Origin of the sequence: Sinorhizobium sp. CB7, from assembly GCF_041357635.1 — a bacterium.
Classification (GTDB): Bacteria; Pseudomonadota; Alphaproteobacteria; order Rhizobiales; family Rhizobiaceae; genus Rhizobium.
The window spans coordinates 68,434-90,424 of the sequence record NZ_JAULLL010000006.1 but is presented as its reverse complement, the minus strand read 5'-3'; the positions used below and the strand labels follow the sequence as shown (position 1 = coordinate 90,424).

At 61.3% G+C, this 21,991-nt stretch carries 21 protein-coding genes and 1 pseudogene; 8 read left to right on the top strand and 14 right to left on the bottom strand.

Features of this window, described 5'->3' with window-relative positions:
* Positions 1–575 precede the first annotated feature (575 nt).
* Positions 576–896, top strand: a complete 321-nt coding sequence (locus AAE029_RS12995) for a hypothetical protein (protein ID WP_371073267.1) — start codon at positions 576–578, stop codon at positions 894–896.
* Positions 897–953: 57 nt separating this feature from the next.
* On the opposite strand, the gene AAE029_RS12990 is transcribed toward AAE029_RS12995, so the two are convergent.
* Together AAE029_RS12990 and AAE029_RS12985 are read right to left on the bottom strand one after the other, a co-directional pair.
* Positions 954–1,691, bottom strand: a complete 738-nt coding sequence (locus AAE029_RS12990; RefSeq protein WP_371073266.1) for a phosphatase PAP2 family protein — start codon at positions 1,689–1,691, stop codon at positions 954–956.
* 255 nt (positions 1,692–1,946) lie between these two features.
* Positions 1,947–2,324 carry a nuclear transport factor 2 family protein gene (locus AAE029_RS12985; protein WP_371073265.1) on the bottom strand — a complete coding sequence of 126 codons (378 nt, stop codon included), beginning with the start codon at positions 2,322–2,324 and terminating at the stop codon, positions 1,947–1,949.
* A 126-nt stretch (positions 2,325–2,450) separates the two neighbouring features.
* Here AAE029_RS12985 and AAE029_RS12980 point away from each other — a divergent pair, with 126 nt between their 5' ends.
* The gene (locus tag AAE029_RS12980) at positions 2,451–2,912 is read left to right on the top strand and encodes a MarR family winged helix-turn-helix transcriptional regulator (RefSeq protein ID WP_371073264.1); all 462 of its coding nucleotides are present in this window, start codon (positions 2,451–2,453) and stop codon (positions 2,910–2,912) included.
* 155 nt (positions 2,913–3,067) lie between these two features.
* On the opposite strand, the gene AAE029_RS12975 is transcribed toward AAE029_RS12980, so the two are convergent.
* Positions 3,068–4,288 (bottom strand): MFS transporter, encoded by a 1,221-nt coding sequence (locus tag AAE029_RS12975; RefSeq protein ID WP_371073263.1) that lies wholly within the window; start codon positions 4,286–4,288, stop codon positions 3,068–3,070.
* A gap of 120 nt (positions 4,289–4,408) precedes the next feature.
* On the opposite strand from AAE029_RS12975, the gene AAE029_RS12970 reads away from it, so the two are divergent.
* Positions 4,409–5,050, top strand: a complete 642-nt coding sequence (locus tag AAE029_RS12970) for a TetR/AcrR family transcriptional regulator (RefSeq protein ID WP_371073262.1) — start codon at positions 4,409–4,411, stop codon at positions 5,048–5,050.
* Between the two features lie 223 nt (positions 5,051–5,273).
* On the opposite strand, the gene AAE029_RS12965 is transcribed toward AAE029_RS12970, so the two are convergent.
* From AAE029_RS12965 to AAE029_RS12940, 6 genes are all read right to left on the bottom strand, one after another.
* Positions 5,274–5,600 (bottom strand): hypothetical protein, encoded by a 327-nt coding sequence (locus tag AAE029_RS12965; protein ID WP_371073261.1) that lies wholly within the window; start codon positions 5,598–5,600, stop codon positions 5,274–5,276.
* A 24-nt stretch (positions 5,601–5,624) separates the two neighbouring features.
* The gene (locus AAE029_RS12960) at positions 5,625–6,320 is read right to left on the bottom strand and encodes a L,D-transpeptidase (RefSeq protein WP_371073260.1); all 696 of its coding nucleotides are present in this window, start codon (positions 6,318–6,320) and stop codon (positions 5,625–5,627) included.
* Complete coding sequence (locus AAE029_RS12955) at positions 6,317–7,249, bottom strand: glycine betaine ABC transporter substrate-binding protein (RefSeq protein ID WP_371073259.1); 933 nt, start codon at positions 7,247–7,249, stop codon at positions 6,317–6,319. The genes AAE029_RS12960 and AAE029_RS12955 overlap by 4 nt, the downstream gene beginning before the upstream one ends.
* A 262-nt stretch (positions 7,250–7,511) precedes the next feature.
* Positions 7,512–8,882, bottom strand: coding sequence for a PepSY-associated TM helix domain-containing protein (locus tag AAE029_RS12950; protein WP_371073258.1), 1,371 nt, complete (start codon positions 8,880–8,882; stop codon positions 7,512–7,514).
* Positions 8,883–8,948: 66 nt separating this feature from the next.
* Positions 8,949–9,353: a DUF2946 family protein gene (locus AAE029_RS12945; protein ID WP_371073257.1), complete on the bottom strand. Its 405-nt coding sequence runs from the start codon at positions 9,351–9,353 to the stop codon at positions 8,949–8,951.
* 99 nt (positions 9,354–9,452) lie between these two features.
* Complete coding sequence (locus AAE029_RS12940) at positions 9,453–9,965, bottom strand: GNAT family N-acetyltransferase (RefSeq protein ID WP_371073256.1); 513 nt, start codon at positions 9,963–9,965, stop codon at positions 9,453–9,455.
* Between the two features lie 412 nt (positions 9,966–10,377).
* Between AAE029_RS12940 and AAE029_RS12935 the strand changes: the two genes are divergently transcribed.
* A complete protein-coding gene (locus AAE029_RS12935; RefSeq protein WP_371073255.1) occupies positions 10,378–11,427 on the top strand; it encodes a DUF2278 family protein in 1,050 nt (349 codons plus the stop codon).
* A gap of 79 nt (positions 11,428–11,506) precedes the next feature.
* Here AAE029_RS12935 and AAE029_RS12930 read toward each other — a convergent pair whose 3' ends face one another.
* A complete protein-coding gene (locus AAE029_RS12930; protein ID WP_371073514.1) occupies positions 11,507–12,421 on the bottom strand; it encodes a lytic transglycosylase domain-containing protein in 915 nt (304 codons plus the stop codon).
* A gap of 482 nt (positions 12,422–12,903) precedes the next feature.
* Between AAE029_RS12930 and AAE029_RS12925 the strand changes: the two are divergent.
* Positions 12,904–13,967, top strand: a pseudogene (locus AAE029_RS12925) (aspartate-semialdehyde dehydrogenase).
* Between the two features lie 68 nt (positions 13,968–14,035).
* Here AAE029_RS12925 and gcvA read toward each other — a convergent pair.
* A complete protein-coding gene (gene gcvA, locus AAE029_RS12920) occupies positions 14,036–14,959 on the bottom strand; it encodes a transcriptional regulator GcvA (protein ID WP_371073254.1) in 924 nt (307 codons plus the stop codon).
* Positions 14,960–15,090: 131 nt separating this feature from the next.
* Between gcvA and AAE029_RS12915 the strand changes: the two genes are divergently transcribed.
* Complete coding sequence (locus AAE029_RS12915) at positions 15,091–15,837, top strand: SDR family oxidoreductase (protein ID WP_371073253.1); 747 nt, start codon at positions 15,091–15,093, stop codon at positions 15,835–15,837.
* 72 nt (positions 15,838–15,909) lie between these two features.
* Here AAE029_RS12915 and AAE029_RS12910 read toward each other — a convergent pair whose 3' ends face one another.
* The 3 genes from AAE029_RS12910 to AAE029_RS12900 form a co-directional block, all read right to left on the bottom strand.
* A complete protein-coding gene (locus AAE029_RS12910; protein WP_371073252.1) occupies positions 15,910–17,595 on the bottom strand; it encodes a Na/Pi cotransporter family protein in 1,686 nt (561 codons plus the stop codon).
* A gap of 259 nt (positions 17,596–17,854) precedes the next feature.
* Positions 17,855–18,892 (bottom strand): MBL fold metallo-hydrolase, encoded by a 1,038-nt coding sequence (locus AAE029_RS12905; RefSeq protein ID WP_371073251.1) that lies wholly within the window; start codon positions 18,890–18,892, stop codon positions 17,855–17,857.
* Positions 18,893–18,943: 51 nt separating this feature from the next.
* Complete coding sequence (locus AAE029_RS12900) at positions 18,944–19,606, bottom strand: peroxiredoxin (protein WP_371073250.1); 663 nt, start codon at positions 19,604–19,606, stop codon at positions 18,944–18,946.
* Positions 19,607–20,036: 430 nt separating this feature from the next.
* On the opposite strand from AAE029_RS12900, the gene AAE029_RS12895 reads away from it, so the two are divergent.
* Positions 20,037–20,879, top strand: coding sequence for a Hint domain-containing protein (locus tag AAE029_RS12895; protein ID WP_371073249.1), 843 nt, complete (start codon positions 20,037–20,039; stop codon positions 20,877–20,879).
* Positions 20,880–21,162: 283 nt separating this feature from the next.
* Positions 21,163–21,876: a DUF924 family protein gene (locus AAE029_RS12890; RefSeq protein ID WP_371073248.1), complete on the top strand. Its 714-nt coding sequence runs from the start codon at positions 21,163–21,165 to the stop codon at positions 21,874–21,876.
* Positions 21,877–21,991 lie beyond the last annotated feature (115 nt).

The window sequence follows — 21,991 nt, the reverse complement described above, 5'->3', positions numbered from 1 at the left end:
ACGGCGAAAAGACTCTTGTTGGTGTCGCCAGGAGCTTCGTTTGGCACATGGCCGGAGGATGACGGAGTGTGGGGAGGCAAAGGGGCAAACTCACCCCCTTGTCGATGCATGGAACGGCAAGAGAGAACTCTGAAAAAGAGTCCCTCGCGCCGTGGACACGGCGCGGCCTGGATCCCTGTGACAAGCACAGGGAAGAGGGCGTGTGGGGAGGCGTCTGCGCCAGACACCAATCCCCGAGACTCACTGCAAGCGACGGTTTCTTTCCGACGCTCCACGACGCAGGTGTCGTCGGCTGAACTGACTTGATGACGGCCGAGAGAGATGAGGCACCTTACGCGCGACACCTGCTGCATGGCTTTATCCTCAAATCGGTTCTGACTTAAGGAACCATGCAGTAGTGGTTTTGTTAGCCACTGCTGCATGGAAGCACATAGACCTTCGTATAGGTCATACCCTTCCTGAGTCTATCCGCTCCTTTCCTCCTGGCCAGTAGTCAGGCCGGGAAGCGTGCCGTTATCGTGCACATGCGTGCTCCCGGGGCCGTCGCCCCAATCGGCCCCATCGAGGTACGGATCATGAATAAGCCAGCCGCTATTCTCCTTGCAATCCTGACCGCTGCTCCGGCAGCAGCGCATGATGCGTTGCCAACGGCGGCGCAGCCGAACGGATGGACATATCCGCTTTCCTGCTGCAGCGGAATGGATTGCCACCAGGTCCGCGATCAAGCGGTTCTCGAAGGCCCTCGTGGCTATGTCATCAAGCTTACCGGGGAGCTCATCACCTCACGGGACAGTCGCATCAAGGACAGCCCGGACGGGCTGTTTCACCAATGCACGGTGGGCGGCGAACCGACAGGCCGCACCATCTGCCTCTTCGTTCCTCCGCGTTCTTACTGAGCACTGCGACTACAAAAGCTGCAGCACAGTTCGTGCGACGCAGTGGTGATCCGGGCATTAGCGATCCGGCGTCTCATCGGACACTTCCGTCCCCGGCGTGACCGGAATAAACCGCCGCGCGACCATCCAGCAGGCAAGCGCCCAGGTGGCACCCGCACACCAGCCGCCGAGCACATCCGTCGGAAAGTGGACGCCGAGATAGATGCGGCTGAGCCCGATGATCAGCGTCAGGAAAACCGCGACCGCCATTACGAAGATACGGGTCGAGCGATAGATCTGCGCGCGCGCCAGAAGCGCGCCGAGGGTGAGGTAGGTCACGGCCGAAAGCATGGCGTGACCGCTCGGAAAGCTCAGATCGTGGACCTCGATCAGATGCGGCACAATCTCCGGCCTCGGCCGGGCGACGCCGAGCTTCAGTAAGGTACTCACGAGCCAGCCGCCGAGCACCGAAAGCAGCATGAAAATGGCGATCGCCCGCCTGCGGTCGAGCAGCAGATAGAGGGTCACCAGCACCGTCATCAGGGTCAGCACGGTGACGCCGCCAAGGCTGGTGGTGTCGTTGACGGCATGGGTCAGCCAAGCCGGCCCGATCGGCTGGGACAGGTTGCCGGGCTCACGCAGCGACAGCAGGATGGTCTCGTCGAAACGGCGCGTATCGCCTTCCAGTACCTCGTCCGCCAGCCAGCGGAAGAGGAAGAGGCCGCCGGAGAGGGCGGCGAACATGGCCAGCGTCAGGGGTTCGTAGGCGTTGAGCCAGTTGGTCAGCCGGTTTTTATGGGAGCGGGGATCGGTCATGAGAGGTTTTTAATCTGCATGATGCCCTGTCGCTGCCGGGAGAAGCCTAGGCAGACTCTACCATTGGCTAAAGTCGGTCGGCAATGGAAAGGCGCCGTTGGCGACCGTCAGCCGCCGCCGCTGCTGGTTGAACACAAGGCGACATCGAATACAGAACTCTGCGCACCAGAGTAAAAAAACTTGCGTTATAGCAACCGCCGAAGCTCTGGTCCCCGACGGGCGACGACTGCTCCATGACATAGCCGCATGAGACGCCTACGGGGTGTCCTTAATATCAAAGCGTGCGATCTTACCGCTCTCTATGCGAAAGATGTGCATCACCGTCTTGTCCCCCAGCCCATGGGTCTGCCCCTTTAGCGGCTGGCCATCGAGATCGAACACGGATTGGATCACCTCGACAGCGACGACACCACTATCTGTTGTCTCAAATGCCACTGGCTCAACGTATGGACTGACAACCGCCCATTGCCGTGTCCAATAATCGCGCACAGCTTCACGCCCATGGACATGGCCTCCATCCATACCGTTCGCCCAAACGACATCATCGGCAAGCTCGGTGAGTACAGCGCTGATGTCTCTCGCGTTAAAACGGTCGTAGATGCGTTTGACAACTTGAATATGAGTTTCAGACATATCGTTTCCTCAAGGTAGGTTAAAAGGCTCATTGGAGGTATGGAGCGGAACTTGCCATCTCGCTCGTGGATATATATACGTACATATGTATTTTGCAGTCAACCACAGGCAGAGGATAAGGGGAAGATGGAAAACGACGTGCTCTCTACGCCGGGGCATCTCATCAGTCTTGCAGCGCGAGGGTTTGCTCGTTTAAGCGAAGCACGCCTGAAGCCACTCGGATTTGGAGTCGGTCAGTTGCCGGTGCTGATCGCGCTGCAGAATGGGAAGGCAAGCACGCAGCGCGACCTAGCCCGCTTCGCCAAGGTCGAACAGCCGCCGATGGCACAAATGCTCGCTCGCATGGAGCGGGACGGTTTGATCCAGCGAACACCCCACCCGGAAGATGGGCGAAGCAGCCGTATAGTTCTGACAAAGGCTGCGCAGGCCCGTATGCCCGACGCAATTGAAACCCTGTTCAAAGGAAATCGTGACGCAATGGTTGGGTTCACAGAAGAGGAAGCGGCACAACTCGTCGCCCTACTCACTCGGCTGATTGCAAATCTAGATCAAATCGCCAGCGCGGAGCCATCATCACACAGGTCCTGAGCTTCAACCGAAGCATAGGACCATGCTTTCCAGGCTCACGCTGTCCTTCCCGGAAATCCCCGTCCCGGGGACACCCGCGGAAGGCTTGCAACTCGCTTTGGTCATCATTCAGAATCGCCCCGCTTTTCCGGCAGGGGCGATCCTTCCCAAGCCCTCTATTCGGCAGCCCGCAGCGCGGGCGACCTAAAAACCTGGCGGTCGGGCCGGCTCAGGCGGGTGTAGCTGACGAGCATGGTCGCAAATGCGAGGCTGCCGCCGGCGACCGCGACCCAGAAGCCGCTGGAGGCGCCGAATTCATCGATCACGGCGCCGGAGAGCGAGGAGCCGGCGGCAAAGCCGATGCCGACGCCGGTCATGGCCCAGGTGATGCCTTCGGTGAGCTGCGAGGCGGGCACGAGGCGCTCGATCAGGCTCATGCCGGTGATGAAGGTCGGCGAGATGGCGGCTCCGGCGAGGAAGACCACGACGGTCAGCCCCCAGAGCGTGCCGACGAAGGGCATGGGGATGGTCGTCACCGCCGCGATCAGGCTGGCGAAGGCCAGCTGCCTTGCGAGTGGGGCCTTTAGTTTCATCGCGCCGAAGACGAGGCCGACCACGAAGGAGCCGGCGGCATAGGCCGACAGGATATAGCTCGCGGCACCCTTATGCCCCTCGGCTTGCGCGAAGGCGACGACGGCGACCTCGGCCGTGCCGAAGATCGTGCCCATGCCGGCAAACACGGTGACGACCAGCCACATGGAGAGCGAGCGCATCACCGAAGCTCCGGCCACGGAGCGCTCGGGATCGACCTTCGGCTCGGTGGATTTCTGGGCGACGAAGAGAGCTGTGCCGAGCGCGAGCAGCAGCGTGGAGGCGAGCAGGCCCGCTTCGGGGAAGAAGGTGACGCTGAGGCCGATCGCCACGATTGGTCCGCTGATATAGACGACCTCGTCCATGACCGACTCGAAGGCGAACGCGGTGTGCAGCTCGGGCCTGTCTCGGTAGATCTCCGTCCAGCGGGCGCGAACGATCGCCATCATGCTCGGCATGACTCCGGCGATGACGGCGAAGACGAAGAAGGTCCAGATCGGGGCGCGCAGGTGGGTCGCTAGGATCAGCCCGGAGAGTGCCGCGACGGTGATGGCGGTCGCAGGCGTCAGCACCTTGGATTGCCCAAACCGGTCGACCAGCCGCGAGACCTGCGGAGCAAGCAGCGCATTGGCGAGAGCGAAGGTGGCGGCAACCGCGCCGGCCAGCCAATATTCACCATGCGTTTGCGACAGCATGGCGACAGTGCCGATCGTCGTCATCGGCAGCGGCAGGCGCGCCACGAAACCGGCGGCGGCAAAACCTTTCGTACCCGGCGCTCTGAATATCTCGCGATAGGGATTGGGCATGACAAACTCCTTGGTTTAGTCTAAACCGTCACCTACATACGTGACGTATGTGTTTAGGTAATGACATACGCCACGTATGTCAATTGGCATACGCGGCGTATGTGAAAAAAGGAATCGTGAATGGCGCACAAGCCGCGCAAGGAGATGATCGCCGAAACCCGGGCCAAGCTTTTGAGCGCCGCCCGCCACGCCTTCGCCACGCAAGGCTACGCGGCGGCCTCGATGGATGATTTCACCGCCGAGGCAGGGCTGACGCGCGGCGCACTCTATCACCACTTCGGCGACAAGAAGGGCCTGCTGATGGCCGTCATCATGCAGATCGACGCGGAAATGTCGGAGCGGCTCTGCGCGATTTCGGGCAAGGCGGACAATACCTGGCAGGGCTTCGTCGACGAATGCACCGCCTATATCGAAATGGCGCTGGAGCCGGAAATCCAGCGCATCATGCTGCTCGACGGCCCCGCCGTGCTGGGCGACCCCTCGAAATGGCCGAACCAGAGCGCCTGCATTCGCACGATGAGCCGGAGCTTGGAGAGGCTGATTGAGGAAGGGACGATCCAGCCGGTCGACCCCGAGGCAATGGCCTGGCTGATCAGCGGAGCGACGCTGACCGCCGCACTCTGGATCGCCAACACCACGGATCAGGAAGAAGTGACGCGAAAGGCGGTCGCGGCCTTCAACGTGCTGGTTTCGGGATTGCTGAAGCCGGAGGTCGGGGCTGGCACGATCGCTCCCTCTACTCTCGGGGAGAGGGCAGGGTGAGAGGCAAAACTCTCGTCGAATCCGATAGTTGCGGATCAAAATTCGAGTACCGTGATAGCCTCTCATCCGCCCTCCGGGCAGCTTCTCCCTGCAGGCGGGGCGAAGGGGGAGTCGCACCCTCCGTCGTGCCTCACTGAGGCATTGATCTACCGCCGCTTGCTCGATCGTCCCCCTCGCCCCGCTTGCAGGGAGAGGGCTAGGGTGAGGGGCAAAGCCGGCCGCCTCACACCGGCTGCACGCTGTTCACCTTGCCGGTATTATCCACGACGCAATTGAATTTCCGGCCGCCGCCGGCGTCGACCTCGACGTTGTAGTTTGCGCCATCGATCTGGCGGGAGCTCATCGGCAGCACCCTGGCGCGATCGACGCGGGCGGAGTTGGCGACGGCATCGGCGCAAAGGAGCTGGAGATCGGCGGGTGCGGTCTGCAGCGTCGTCCGGGCCATCCGGTCGGGCGTAGGCGCGGATGTAGTGGTGCATGCCGCAAGCATGCCGGCGCATGCCGCGATGAGAAATCCTCGCGTCGCCGGGCTGCCATTCGAATTCGTCATTGATGTCCCCCAGTTTTCGGCGGTTCACACGCCCTTGTAGAGTGCGGCGCCCTGCATCAGCACGATCACCTTCGCGCCGATCTTCACGCGCGAATGCAGATCGATGATGTCGTCGTTGTTCATGCGAATGCATCCCGAGGACACGTCGAGCCCGATCGACCAGGACTCCGGCGTGCCGTGAATGCGGTAGATGGTGTCGTTGTCGCCTTCGTAAAGATAGAGCGCCCGCGCGCCCAGCGGATTATCGGGCCCGCCTGGCATCCCGGCCGCCCATTTCACCGCATTGGGATCGCGCGCCACCATCTCGGCAGGAGGCGTCCAGGTCGGCCATTCCGCGGTGCGCCCGACGCGGACGATGCCGGCCCAGCCGAAGCCTTCGCGGCCGACACCGATGCCGTAACGGATCGCCTGGCCGCCGGGCTGGATGAGATAGAGAAAATGCTGGTTGCCGTCGATGATGATCGTCCCCGGCTCCTCGGCGGTGCGGAAGGTGACGACCTGCCGGCGGAAGGCTTCGGGCACCTGCTTGTTGCGGGCGTAATATTGCCGCGCTTTCTTCTGATCGTAGTCGATCCATTTGCGGGTCTTGGCATCGTAGATCTGCGTCTGCGCCGCCAGCGCAACAAGGGTGCCGAGGCCGAGGGTGGCGGCGATGAGGGCGGCAAGGACGCCGCGCCTGCGGGCGTTGGTTTTTGCGCGACCATCGTGATGTCTGTTCATGGCTTTGCCCACCCGTCGATGCGAGATTGATGGCTGTCGACCCATTTTTTCGCGTAGTCGAGCGGCTTCTGCCGCTCCACCTGCAGCGCGTAGGTCATCTCGGTGACTTCCTCCGGGGTGAGATCGACGTGCTCGAGGAAGGCTGCGACATCCGGATGCTTCTTGGCGAAGGCCGTCGCATAGGCGATGTGGAAGGTAGTGACCGGCCAGGCAACGGGCGCGCTCGACTTCTTGATCCAGTCCGGATCGCTCGCCGGCACGATCTTCCATTTCGCTTCGTCATAGGCCGGCTCGGTAAGGCGGGCGATCTTGTGCAACTCGAAGACATGATGGGGCGCATAGCAGGCAAAGACCATCGGACGGCCGGTTGCGACCGCGGCGTCGACCGCCGCCATTCCGACATCCTCCTCCGCTTCGACCAGGCTCACATTGGTCGAATAACCGTAGCTGTTGGCGCGCACCCGCTCCACGCCGGTGGACGACCAGGTGGAGGCGCCGATCCATACCTCGCCGCGTCCGTCGCCATCGGTATCGAGCAATGCGGTCTTGGCGGGATCCTCCAGATCCGCGACGTCCTTGATCCCGTCGGCAACCGCATCCTGAGTGGCGCAGAGGCCTTCCCAGGCAGGGACGCCGCGTTTGGCAATCTCGACCACCTTCTTCTCGTCCGCGTATTTTTTGATCAAGCTGTCGAGGTTCGGCCGCCAGACTTCGGGATGGACATCTACTTCGCCGGTTTCGAGGCCGACGAAGGCGTTGAGCGTTCCGAGTTCCCGTACCTCCGCCTGCAACCCGAATTTCTTCTCGATGCCGACCTTCAGGATATTCGCGGTCGCCTGGCCCGACGGCCAGTTGGGCATCGCGATGACCATGTCGGCCGCATCGGCGGCACCGACGGAGACTACGGCAGTTATGAAGACCGCCGTCATGGCACTCAATCCTGTTTTCAAAGCGCGCCCTCCCGCTTCGTGCGTGATCGCAATCCGGTCGAATCGAGCTGCGGCCGCGCCGACGAACCCCAAGAGATTCGTCCCGTATGGCCGCAGGCGGTTCTGAGCTACCCGTGAAAAACGCCGGAAGGTAAGTACGTAACAGTAACAACAGCGCAATTTTTGCGATCGTTGGCCGAAAGGCGGTGCATTCCGGACGGGAATTCCCAGGGCGCCGCCGGATGGAGCGACGCCCATGGTTTCAGGCGCTTCGCGGTTTTGACGCTCTGGAATAGAGCCAATCGAAAGCCAACACGATCACGAGGGACATGCCGACGAGGGGAAAGACGATGCCTCCGGCGATGAGGATTGCCAGCAAGCCCCTGAACACGCGCTTGTCGGACGGCATGGGCGGCACGCCGAGTGATCCTGCGGGGCGGCGCTTCCACCACATCACGCCCGCCGAAACGGCGAGGACGACGATCGCGATGCAGGCGGCCAGCAGAACGAGTTGGTTGGCGAGCCCGAATTCCTGTCCCATGTGGACGTTGATCCCCCATTCCAGCCATTTGCCGAGCGGGCCGTAATCGGCAAAGCTCATATCGAGGAGCGGCTTTCCGGAATACTGGTCGAGATGCACAACCCGCTGCCGCGCGAGATCATCGGGATAGACGGAGCCAGTATAGACGCCGGTCGGGGTCGTCGGGATATTGACGGCGTATCCGCGATGCAATCCGAGGTGGTCGAAGGTGGCGACCGCCTCATCGAGCCCGATCGGTGCTGCGCCATGACCGTGGGCGGGCGAGTGCGGAACCTGCGCCTGTTCGAGCGACCATGACGTCTTGGCAACGTGGTCGAGATGCTCGTCGGACATCGGCACGGCGACCCGCACCCCCGCCGGATAGCCGAAATTGCTGCCGTTGGCCCATTCGTTGATCTTGGCGCCCCACACGCCCGACCATGGCATGCCTGATATCGCCAGGAAGACGATGAAGAACCCGACGAAGATGCCCGTGACCGCATGCGTATCCCGCCAGAAGACACGACGCTTCGGCGTTCCACGAATGCTGAGGACACCACCGGTCTGCCGGCGCGGCCACCAGAGATAGATGCCCGTGCCGACGAGGAGAATGGACCAGCCGGCGGCAGTCTCGATCAAGGCGCGGGTGAATGGGCCGAAATATTTCAGGCTGTGCAGATAGCGGATTGTCCACATGACCGTGCCGCGGTCGGGCAGGGTCCCGAGCACCCGGCCGGAGTAGGGGTCCACATAGACCGCAAGCTTGCCCTGACTTTCCGTATTGACCGTGACCTCGGCCGATGCCGAGGGGGAGTCCGGATCGGTAAATTTGATGGCTGTCCCCGGATGCTCCGCAAGGGCTGCGGCAACCATGGCCGATGGGGTGGCCATCACGACGTTCTCCTGGACGGCGACGCGCTTCAGGTCGGAATGAACGATTGCGTCGATCTCATCCTTGAAAAGATAGAGTGCCCCGGTGACGGCGAGACTGATCATGAAGGGCAGGACCAGTAGCCCCGCATAAAAATGCCAGCGCCAAACGACGCGATAAAGGTCGAACGGGGATCGCACGGCAGTGCCGCTGCCTTCCCGTCCCATCGAAAGATCGGACATGAATATCTCCAAAATATGAAAACCTGGCCGAGGCGCGCGCCGCGCGTCGGCGATCGGAAAGTGGCGTCAGATGGAGACGGGGGGAGCTCGAGGCTCTCCGATCAGGCCCCGCAAGGCAGGTAGGAAAACATTGTTGGCTGGAAAGTGAACGTCGAGCGCGACAGGCGTCGCGATGGGAATGACACCGGTCTGCCCGTCGAGAATTGCCGGCATGGCGGTCGAGGCCAACCGGCAGAGCGTGCCGCAAGGACAATCGAGCGCCTTTTTGGCAGGCGCACCGTCATTATTCGCCGGATCGGCGGCGATTCCCGAAGAAGAGCAGAGGACATGCAGGGAATCGACCGCGGATGCCGCCACGGTCGCTTGGGCCATGCCGGAGAGGGCACCCTGCAGCAGCAACAGATAAGCGACCAGCACCGCGATGGCGCCGGCTGATACCCTATCCCGTAACAGGAGCCGCATGATCTTCATGAGCCGCTCATGACACAATCCCGCCATGATGTCACTGCGGCAGAAGCGTCCACAAGGTGGGCTTCAGAGCGACGACGGCCCATGGAAAGCATCGCTGGATCAGTCAGCCGACGACGTCTCGAAGGCCGGGTGAAAATCGAGGGTGCCGACCGGCACATCGGTCTCGAACGGCAGGACCTGGAAATATTCGGCCGGAACGTCGCGGGCGGAAAGCGCCAGCACCGGTCGGAACCCGAAACGCGAATAATAGCCGGGGTCGCCGACCAGGACGCATCCGTGCGAACCGGTCGCCCGCAATCGGGCAAGACCTTCCTCGATCAGGCGAGAGCCGATGCCTTCCTTCTGACATTGCGGAGAAACGGCGACCGGGCCCAGGCAGTGCCAGGAGGACGGCGCCTCGTTGATGATGACGGGCGAGAACATGATCTGCCCCACGATCTCGCCCTGGCGTTCTGCGATAAGCGAGAGGGTAAGGTCACCGCTTGCGCGGAGAGCCTGCGCAATCAGGCCCTCGGTGCCACTGCTGTACGGCTTGCCGGCGAAGGCCGCGCCGATCAGCCTATCGACTGCCGTAAAATCGGCTTTCTGCTCCGTGCGAATGATGATCGACAACACGCTAGCGTCCTTTTTCGCATGACTGATCATAGGCTTATCATGGACGGTTGAAGTACGACCGATTGCTTGCGTGGATGGGCAACAGGTCGGATGAGGAGCCGCGCCGCACCCGAATTTCGCCCCGCAGCTATCGGATTCGGCGAAAATGTCGCCGGACGCTTTTGTGGACCTTCTGGCATATCAAGACGTTTGAGAGGCCGCCAGCTGTCGCAGAAGTGTCATTCAAATGCGACACGATCGATGGCGATAGTGCTGTCGAAGATCTGTGCCTCGTTCGCATAGGATGATCGTTCATTTTAGCAATAGGCGTCCCTTGCGCGTTCTCGAACGCGACGCCCCGAAATCGCATTGAATTCTGCCGACGGTCCCGCCAAAGACACGAGCCAACACGATCGACATGGAGGATGTCATGCCGCTCAACAACTACGCCGTTCTCAAGGGAAGACCGATCAACAACCGACTGGCCACTGGCGCGAGCCCGCATTATCAGGTGCTCGTTTCGGAAAATGGAACGCTGCATCGCATTGCCATCAATGTGCGCTCCCAGGAGGGCAGCGAGGTCGAATATCTGGTGCGCGCGCACTTCGAGCATCCGGTGACCGATCTTCTCGCGGAACTCCCGGAGGGGCTTCACAGAACCCCGAGCAAGCCCGGCGGCGTGGCGCTCGATTTCATTCGCGGCAATCTCATGCAGCCTTGGGAGCTGCAGCCACTGCCGCTGTCGGCGGCGGGGCCTGATAACGATCTGAACGAAAAGATCGACGCCTATGCCCAGCGCGCCATGTCGGACGAGGAAGCGATGATCTACGCCTTTGGCGAGACCTGGGGACCGGAGAACGACAAGGCCGACAAATATTTCGGCTTCAAGCCCGGCCGCGGCATCCACGACATCCATTTCAATCAGGGCAATCCGCCTGGCAGGTTCGCATCCGAGAACGGGCCGTGGCAGGATGGCGGGCTGATCCTGGAATTCCCGCGCGAGAGGCAGTGGGTCGGGATCTTCCTGAAATTCCAGACGCAGGCCTGGCATTCCGACGACGGCGACGGCTCGCTCATCTTGCCGCTGGACCGCGAGCATCCAAGCCGGCCGCATACGCCCGTCGATCGCGATCGCATCCCGACATTCGATGTGCCGGACGGGCTCGTCCGCATCATCGCGGCCTATGTCAACGACGTCAAAACGCCGGAGCGCGAGACGGTCACGCTGCTCAACACCGCTGACGTGCCCGTTGAGCTTACCGGCTGGCAGATCAAGGACAAGCAGAAGAACGCGATGGCGCTTTCCGGTTCAATCGCCGCGGGTGCGGCCGCGGTCTTCGAGATGAAGAGCCCTGTCGCGCTCTCCAACAAGGGCGGCATCATCACGCTTCTGAACGCGCAGGGCCTCAAGGTGCACGGCGTCTCCTACACCAAGGACCAGGCGCGCCAGCCGGGCCGGACGATCCCGTTCCAGTCGTGATTCGAAAAGATACCTGTCAGCCGGTTGATCTTCTCACTTGAACGGGCCTCTTCCATCTGGCGGCATCGTAACGGGCTGCTCAATTCTTGAACACGGTGCACGCGCCGCCATATTTGCGGACCTCGTCGCAGACATCATCCGCCTCCGCGCGCGTTTGCCTCGAAATGCGGGCCGTGTAGCGCGGGCGGAAACCGAAGCTACGGTCGCGCTGGCGCTGGATCAGCGGCTGCTCGGTATTGAGCGGCGAGGGTAGCTTGCGCATGGCCTCGATGAAGAGGCGGCGCGCCACGGCGACCTGGAAATGTGCCGCGATCTGGGCTCCCCAGGGCGCCCAGACACCCTCCGGCTGCCAGATGGGCTCACGCAGCCGACGGCTTTCAGCAAGAGCGATGCAGCCATCCAGAAAGGACTTTTTCTCGTCGAGCTTGGCCGCTGCGACGTCCGGAGGATTGTCTTTCCAGTCCTCGACCGTATGGCCCGTGATGGCGACCACATAGCTGCGCGTCTCGTAGGGCAGGCGGCCGGAGTCCAGAAAGATCGCCAGCCCATTTTCGCCGGCATTATAGGCGGCCGCGGCCAATCCCAGGTTGCCGAAACGGTCGCGCAGCTCATCGAGATACTCGGCCGATTTCTGCAGGGCCTGCAGCGCGTCGTAACTGTTTGCAAGCCCACGCAGTTTCGCCGTCGCCGGCATGAACTGCGCTATACCCTCCGCGCCCTTGGGGCTCAGCGCATCGAGACGGAAGGTGCTTTCGCGCCAGATCAGCCGAGCGAAATAGTCCGGCGGCAGATCATGGGCATGGGCAAAATGGTCGATCGCGACGCAAAGATCGCGGTTGTAACTCTCCTTGCGGATGCAGAGTGTCTCACCCGATCCGGTCGCCGTCGGCCCGGAGGAAAGACAGACCGGTGAGGCGGCGTTTGTTTCGGGCTGGGATCTTGCCGGGAAAACGAGCGAAAGGAAGAGGCCGAGGAGGATTGCGGCCCTCACCATGGCTTTATGGACGCCGGATCGCTCTCTGCCGCGTATCATCTCCCGCTGAGCCCGTTCGAAATCGCCCGATCGTTACGCTGCCAACCCGGCCAATACCGGCACAATCCCGGTGCTGAGGCAAGGGGGTAGAAAGGCAGGATCGAGTCAGCGGTATCTGCAAGCAAGGTTTTCGAAATGAAAAAGGTAAATTTAATCAAAGGCTTGTACTTTGAACTCGGCGCAACCGGTTATGGCCCGCAGTCATGAAGATGTGAGCAATCCGGCGGCAATCGTCATTGCCGCCGGCCGGTGCTGCTGGTAAGGATGAAGCCATGTTCGCAACGATGACCAGCAAATGCACGACGAAAACGACCGCTTCGGCGGGGCCTTCTTCGGTGCGTTTGTGGTGATCGCCGCAGCATAAACCCGAAGCCCCGCCCGAGACGAACGGGGCGCATCCAGGATTGGTCCCGTCTCTCTCACACCAATGGATGAGAGACATCATGACGACCACAATCGAAGATCCCGCCGCATCTCTTCAATACCGGGTCGACAATTCGGCCCCCGTCGTTGCCATTGTCGGCGCCACCGGCGCCGTCGGCATCGAACTTCTGCGTTGCCTGGAGGCGCGTAGCTTTCCGCTCGGTGGGCTGCGGCTCCTTGCTTCGGCGCGCTCCGCCGGCGAGAGCCTTTCTTTCAAAGAGCGAAGCATCCTCGTCGAAGAGCTGACCGAAGCAAGCTTTGCGGGTGTCGACATCGCGCTGTTTTCGGCTGGCAGCGGCATTTCTAAGCGTTACGCCGCAGCGGCGCTCGCGGCCGGCGCCGTCGTGGTGGACAATTCTTCCGCCTTCCGCATGGATCCGGCGGTACCGCTCGTGGTGCCGGAGGTCAATGCGGGTACGCTGGCGAAGCATCGCGGCGTCATCGCCAATCCCAATTGCGTGGCCGCGATCGCGACTGTTGCGCTGGCGCCGCTCCACCGCGCGCATCCGATCCGCCGCCTCACATTGCAACCTATCAGGCGGCCTCCGGCGCCGGTGCGGCGGCCATGGAGGAGCTACGCCTCTCCACGGCCGCTTATCTCAGCGGCGAGACCTATGAACCAAAGGTGCTGCCGCACTCCTATGCTTTCAACCTCTTCAGCCACAATGCCGAAATGGACCAGGAAAGCGGTTATAATGGCGAGGAACTGAAGGTCATTGCCGAAACCCGCCGTATTCTCGATGCGGCTGAGCTGCCGATCGGGGTTACCTGCATACGCGTGCCGGTGCTGCGCGCCCACGCCATGGCCATCAGCGCCGAGTTGGATGCGGCGGTGACGCCCGAGGAGGCGCGCAGCATCTTCGCCGCGGCGCCCGGGTTGCGGCTGGTCGATGACCGTGCTGCAAACCACTTCCCGATGCCGTCGGAGGCTTCCGGCCAGGACGACGTTCTGGTCGGCCGCATCCGCACCGATCTCGGCGATCCTTCCGGCCGGACGCTGGCGCTGTTTGTCGCGGGCGACCAGCTGCTGAAAGGCGCCGCGCTGAACGCTGTGCAGATCGCGGAGATGCTGATCAGACGGTAGAGCAGGGAGGACTGTTTCGAAGAGTCGGTGATGCTGATGCTTCGAGACTATGACCGCACCTTTGACGGCTATGACTGCATTTGTGGATCAAATGCCCGCGCTTCGGACAGAAGCCATTTCTCGAAGGCTCGAACGCCCTCATTCGCGGGCCCGGGCTTGCGAACGATGTAATAAGCGAACTCATAGGGCAGACTGTCGCCGAATGGGCGCACCAAGCGCCCTTCCGCCAGATCTCGGGCCACCAGCGAACTGCGTCCGAGCGCCACGCCGTTGCCGGCAATGGCCGCCTGGATGACGGCGGCGGAATCGTTGATCTGCAGGCCCTTGTCCGCGCTGATTTCGGGAACGCCGGCCTTCTCGAGCCAGGCGCCCCAGGTAGGAAAGCTCTTTTCGAATGCCATCGACCGGTCGTGGATCAGCGCGTGATAGGCTAAATCCTCGGGCGAACGCAGCGGATACCGGCCTGACAGCAATATGGGACTGCAGACCGGAAAGAAGTCGTCGCTCAGCAGGAAAGTTGCCTGCACGCCGGGCCAGCGGCCGGCTCCATAGCGGATGCCGACATCGATGCCTTCGGCCGCCAGATCGATCACCCGCCCATTCGTGTCGATCCGGAGGTCGAACTCGGGATGGAGTGCCTGAAACCGGTCGACCCTGCCAAGCAGCCATTTGTCGGCAAAGGCAGGGGGAACCGTCAGCGCAATCACCGTCGGTCGCCCCGCTCGCAAAAGCTCCATCGCACTGGCAAGCTGGCAGAAACCGGCCTCGAGCTCCGGCAAGGCATTGCGCGCGATGTCGGTGAGCACCAGCCGGGCGGGTCCAGATCGCGACCTGTGGAAAAGCTCGACGCCCAAAACCTCCTCGAGACCGCGCACCAGCTGACCGACGGCTGCGGGCGTCACGTTGAGTTCGTCCGCCGCTGCAACAAAGCTCAGATGACGCGCGGCCGCTTCGAATGCACGCAGGGCATTCAGATGCTGGGGTGCCTTCATTGCCCGATAAACTTTTTCTATCTCGCCGCTTCAGATCATCTCAGTTGGCCGCGGCAGCGTCAACGGGCATAACTCCTCTCACGGAACGCGCGATCCGATTGCTCCCAACTTCGAACATCAGGAGATGTGTCATGAAACTCGCAAACAGGATTGCGCTTGTTACCGGCGGCACAACAGGTATCGGTCTTGCGACCGCAAAACTTTTCCGCGACGAGGGCGCCCGTGTGATCGCAACCGGCATCAATCCGCAACGCCTTGCCGATGCAACGCGCGAACTGGGACCGGGGGTCCTCGTCCTGTCCGCGGATCTGAGGCACCGGGAGGAAGCCATCGGGCTCATCGAGACCATAAAGGAGCGCTACGGGCGCCTCGATATTCTCGTTGCGAATGCCGGCATCGGCCTTGCTGCTCCACTGGAGGCGGTAACGGAAGAGCAGATCGACGAGCAATTTTCCGTCAACGTCAAAGGCGTCTTCTTCGCCGTCCAAAGTGCGGCCTCACTTCTTTCCGACGGCGGAAGCATCGTCCTGACGACGTCCTTCCTCAATGCGAAGGGGACGCCCGGCCTTTCCATCCTGTCCGCGACGAAGGCCGCCGTTCGCTCGCTTGCGCGTTCGTTCGGGGCAGAGCTGGCACCGCGCAACATTCGCGTGAATGCGGTCAGTCCGGGGCCGATCAGCACACCCTTCCACGAAAAACTCGGCTTGAGCGAGGTGCAGTTGAAGGAGACGGCCGCAGCCATCGAGGCTCAGGTTCCCCTTCGCCGCTTTGGGGAAGCCGATGAGATTGCGGCTGCAGCCCTATTCCTGGCCAGCAGCGACTCCTCCTTCATGACTGGAGCGGAACTCGTGGCTGACGGAGGCCTCTCGCAGTTCTGACCAGCCCCGCACGCGGCCGTCCGGGTTCGGGACATGAAAGAGGAACCGCGACGAAGACAGGACTTGCGCCTTTCAGGCATTCGCTTCGACGCTCGAGCTCTGTTCCGGACCGGTAATGCGACTCTGGAGCAACTCTCCGCGCTGCTCCAGGACAGGATAGGCCGCGGCGGCCACAAGATGAGAATTGATCTGCTTCAGATCCCTGAGCAGGTCGAGATGGAGAGAACTCGTTTCTATCGACTGAATGTTGCCCTGTCGCAGCCGTTCGAAGTGGGCGTCCGTGCATTCCCGCTCGGCCTTGCGGAACACCACTTTCTCATCCGCAAGCATGCGAGCCGTTGGCTCATCCTGCGTCATGAACAGTGCTGCCGCCGTCTGCAGATTGTTCGTCAATCGCTCGAACAGCTCGTGAAGCTCCCTCTGGCCTTCCTCGGAGAAGGTCAGTCCTCGCCGCAACCGCTTGGCAAGATGAGGAAGGAGATTTTGATCGACGACGTCACCAGCCTGCTCCATGTTCATTGCGAAGAGGAGGATCTCGTTAAGACGACGCCGGTCCGCATCGCCCAATTCCTCCGCATCGATGGAGGTCAGGTACGTCTTGACGGCACTGTTGAGACTGTCGAGGACATTGTCCTTTTGCCTCAGCACCGCAAGCGCCTTGCGATCGGTGTTTGTAATCGATTCCTTGGCGCCCGACAGCATTTCGCCGAGGACATCCACCAGCCGCAGCGCTTCGCGAGCTGCCGCCCCCAATGCGACGGCAGGCATTTCTCTTGCGGCGGGATTGAGATACCGGGGTCTAGCCGGATCGGCTTCATCGATCCGTTCCGGCAGCAGCTTCGTCAAAAGATGGGAATAGGGCCTCAGGAACGGCAGAAAGATCGCCGCAACGAGGAGGTTGAACGCGGTATGAAAATTGGCGATCGCGCGCGCGTCAGCATTGCCGACCAATCCTGCCAAATGGGTGATCGGATCGAGCAGCGCGAGTGCAGCGACAACGCCGACGACCCGAGTGGTGAGATTGCCGATCGGTAGGCGCTTGGCTGCGAGATCCGATCCATGATGTCCTTCGATTACCGGGTTGATCGCAGTCCCAAGGTTCGCACCGAGAACCAGCGCGAAGGCCTGGTAGGGATCGACCAGTCCCTTGGCCGCAAACGACATGATCAGAAGCACCACTGCCACACTCGAATGGGCGGCCCAGGTCAGGAGCGCCGCCAACAGCAGGCTCAGGATCGGTGCCGCCGAAATGCCGTGGAGGATAAGCGACAGTGCCCTAGTGCCCTCATATTCCGTCATCAGCTCCAGCAACTGACGGAGCGCGAGCAGCATGAAACCGAGGCCGATGAAGACGCGGCCGAGGTCGTGGATCTGCGGGTTGGAGACGCGCCTGAACATCAGCACGCCGATCAGGATCAAGGCCGGAGAGACGGCTGCGATATTGAAGGAGAGTACTTGGACGATCAGCGTCGAGCCAACATTGGCGCCCAACATGACCGCGAGCGCGGGAACGAGGTCGACGAAACCGCCGGCCGCAAATCCCGAGGCCATCAGACCCGTCGCCGTGCTGCTTTGCAGGATCGCAGTCACGCCCATGCCCGCGAGGAAGGCCTTGAAACGGTTGCTGAGGGCTTGACCGAGAAACGCCCTCAGATGTGGCCCGAACGCGCGCTGAATGCCGGTCTGGACCATCCGTGTCCCCCACAGCAAAAGCGCGATGTGGCCGGCGAGAGCGATAAGACCAAAGACAAGATCCATGGAGTACCTCCTGAACGGCAGATGACATCGCGAGGCGACATTCAGGTGTCGTAGGTAGCGAAAGATGTCTCGACTTTTGTCGCTTATGTTTTAGCCGCGTTGTCAATTTTGCAAGAGCAGCGCGTCATGAAACTGTCATGAAGTGCCAATTTTTCTTTTTTGATCAGTCGGATAAGAGGTGTTTCTTGCACGATCGGCCCCGCTTGCGGGGAAGAGGGTTAGCGTGAGGGTCAATGCCTCGAATCCGTCGGCACACCCGCTATCGAACCAGCGGCCCGTCCGCCTTCTTCCAGGCGTCAATGCCGCCAGCGATGTGGCAGGCGCCTGTCAGGCCGGCGTCCTGGGCGGCCTGGACAGCCATTGCCGAACGCTCGCCAAAGGCGCAGTAGAACAGGATGCGCTTGCCGGTCGAGGTCGCCAGTTCGTGCAGCATGCCGCCGGCGCCTATGTTTTCCTGGAGGTCGGGATAGGGTGCATGAAGCGAGCCCGGAATGATGCCGTGCTTTTCGCGTTCGCTCCTCTCGCGCAGATCGACGATCGCGATATCGGGTCGGCCGCGAAGCGCCATTGCCTCGACCGCCGACATGACCCAGCCCTTGCGCGCGATCTCGTCCTGATGGAAGCCGACATGCATGTTGGCGGGCACGGCTACGTCCATCATCTTTGGATTGGGCAGGTTCAGATTGTTCATGAGGTCGACATATTCGTCGACCGACTTAACGCGCAGCCGCGGATTGAACAAACGTTCCTCGCCGATGGTCGAAACGGTGTCGCCCTTGTAGTCATGCGCCGGATAGACCAGCGTCTCGTCGGGCAATTTGAGCAGTTTGTTGAAGATGGAATCATATTGCTGGCGCGGGTCGCCATTCTGGAAATCCGTACGTCCCGTGCCACGGATGAGCAGCGTATCGCCGGTGAAGACGCGCCCGTCCATCAGGAAGGAGTAGGAATCGTCCGTGTGGCCGGGCGTATAAAGCACATCGAGCTTCAGCCCCTCGATGGTCACGCGGTCACCTTCGGCAACGCGCATCGAGACGACGTCGGCAGCCGTCTGCTCGCCCATCACCGTGATGCAGTGCGTGTGGTCGCGCAGCGCGCCGAGCCCGGTAATGTGATCGGCATGCAGATGCGTATCGACGGCCTTGACCAGCTTGAGATCGAGCTCCCGCACCAGCTGCAGGTAGCGTTCGACTTTTTCCAGAACCGGATCGATGATCAGCGCCTCACCGCCCCTTCTGCTGGCGATGAGATAGGTGTAGGTGCCGGAAACGCTGTCGAAGAGCTGACGGAAGATCATTGGCTGCACCTTTGCCTTACAGGCATGATGGGCGAGAGCAGAGCCTTGCCTTCATCCCTTCGGCTGCGGGACGATCCGGATGTAAGGCTTGGGGGCCTTCCAACCGTCCGGATATTGCTTCTTCGCATCGTCGTCGCTGACGGAGCCGGCGATGATCACGTCCTCGCCATTCTTCCAGTTCACGGGTGTCGCGACCTTATGCTTGGCGGTGAGCTGCAGCGAGTCGATCACCCGCAGCACTTCGTCGAAGTTGCGGCCAGTGGTCATCGGATAGACCAGGACCAGCTTGATCTTCTTGTCCGGGCCGACGACGAAGACATTACGCACCGTCTGATTGTCGGCCGGCGTGCGCTGGGTCGGATCGCCCGACACGGCCGCCGGCAGCATGCCGTAGAGCTTCGACACGGTGTAATCGACGTCGGCGATCATTGGGTAGTTCGGTGCGAAGCCCTGTGTCTCCTCGATGTCGCTCGCCCAGCCGGCATGGCGGTCGAGCGGATCCACCGACAGTCCGATGATCTTGACGCCGCGCTTGTCGAATTCGGGCTTGATCCTGGCCATATAGCCGAGTTCGGTGGTGCACACCGGCGTGAAATCCTTCGGATGCGAGAAAAGCACGGCCCAGGAATCACCGATCCAATCATGAAACCGAATTTCGCCTTCGGTTGTCTGTGCCGTGAAATCCGGAGCGATATCGTTGATTGCAAGTGTCATTATCCACCCCCACGATCTTCAGAGGATGCTCTGGACGGGCATCCGGGATTTTGAATCTGCACCTTTTACCTGTTCGGGCAACAGAGATTTTTGGGGGAATGGTTGCAAAAGTCACGACAGCAATTGCAGACGTAACGCTTCCGCCGTCTTGAGGATATGCTCACCAAAGCCCCATCGATGCAGTTTCTACCTTTTGCGCATTTAAGCAACATGAAATATTCGGAGCATGTCGTTAGGCGGCGTGAGCGCATCTTGCGACACCGGACCCTACTCCAAAAGCGTAAGTCCTCGGCGTTCCTACACCTTTTGCAGGTATGACTACGCCTATTTCGGCGTCGATCATGCACAAAGCCAAAGAGCCCGACGGCCAAAGTCGTCTTAGGATGATCGATGGCAATCCTGAGAGCTGAAAGAAGACGAGGAGGGGACCATGTCATCAGGTGCAGAGCAACACTCGCCGGGCAACCGTGCGAGACGCCATTTTCTGGGCGTGATGGTTGCTGTCGGCGCCAGAGTTGCGGCAGCAAGCTCTGCGGCCGTGACGATTTCTTCCCTGTCGGCGCAGGCCAAGGACAAGCCGAAAGACAAAGGCCCCAAGGATAAGCCCCGTGGTCCCAAGGATCGCGATCCCAACTGTTTCCTCCGAGGCACGGCAATCATGACGCCAGCGGGCGAGGTCCGCATCGAGGACCTTCGCATCGGCGATCGGGTCGAGACCGTGAGCGGCAAGGCCATGGCGATCAAATGGATCGGTCGTCGGCTCTACCGGAAGAGCGGCCCGTGCTGGCAGAACGGCGTGATGCCGATCCGTATCGCGCGCCACGCGCTCGACGCGTGCATGCCGCAGAGGGATCTCTATCTTTCGCCCAGCCACGCGCTCTATATCGACGGCGTCCTGATCCGCGTGAAGGAGCTTGTCAACGGCACCTCGATCGCACCTGCGCTCCCGGCCGAGGGGGAGACGATCGAGTATTTCAACATAGCGCTTGAGAGTCATGAGGTGATTCTGGCCGAGGGTGCGCCGGCCGAAACCTTCCTTCTGAGGGCGAACAACCACGAGAACTTCACCAACTTCGCCGAATTCGAGCGCCTCCGCCCAGTCGAAGCGGCTCCCGCGATGGCGCCGTTTGCGCCGGTCGCCGGCTATGAAGGCGGCCGTGAGCACCTGGGCGCACTTCTGCGGCTTGCCGCACCGCGCTTCATACCGGTGCGCGATCCTGTCCGCGACGCCTACGAGCGCATTGCATCCCGAGCCAGGACGCTTGTCGGCTGAGGCGCGTAAGATCACGCAAGCAGCGAAATTTCGAGGAGGGTCTGGGTGCATGGCGGCCACAATTTCCGCCTTGCGCCCAAGAGCCCGAACCGTAGAGAGACAACATCGACCCAAATAAGGGTGGATAGAGCTCGCAACCGACTGTGCCCGCGTCGATCATGCGCGGCCGAGGAACGGCGAGGACGGTTTCAATCCTAACGATACTGTCGTGCCGCAACATCGACTTGAAACGTTCACCCATCGAAATGGAAGCATTCGATAGACGCAGCTATTGGAGCTTCACATGTCTTGGATGGACGAATGGGATTCCCGGCTGAACCGGGTGAACAGTCTGGACGAAGTCTTGCGATTGGCCTCACTGATGGGCGACAAACTTTCTGCCCTCGGAATGAATCCGCCAGCATCTGCAGGCGCTCACGGGCACGATCCGGTTTCCATACCTTCTAATAGCGCTGACTCGCCTCCCGATGCGGTGGCAGTGGTCGAGTTCTGGCGTGCCGCCGGATTCGAACTCTGGTTTGCCAAGGACGAAGCCTTCGACCGCCGGTTTCGGGAACAGTTCATCGACCTGCATGAGGCGGCAGCGTGCGACGGGTTTTCCGGGTGGCTCGCCTCGCCGGTTGGCTCCCTGGCGTTGCTCATTCTGCTGGATCAATTTCCTCGCAACGCCTTCCGAGGATCGCCGCGCATGTATGCGACCGACCCGATGGCGCGCAAGGTCGCGGACATTGGGATCACGGCTGGCCACGACCAGGTATTCGATCCGCCCCTGCGGCTCTTTTATTATCTTCCCTTTGCCCATTCCGAAGATATGGCGGATCAGGAAAGATCAGTCGCCTTGTGCAGGCGTCTTGGCGAGCCGCACGCCGGTCGCGCCAAGGGACACCATGACATCGTCGAGCGGTTCGGGCGCTTCCCTCATCGCAATCACATATTGCAGCGTACGATGACTGATGAAGAGGAGTTATTCCTGAAGCGCGGAGGGTTCAGCGGATAGCGCGACGCGGGTTCATCGCGGGAGGCGAAGGCCGTTTCAATCATAACGAAACCGCCCTGCAGCAACATCGATCTGCAATGTTGTCCGGCCGAAAATGCATCCCGGCGCGCATGCG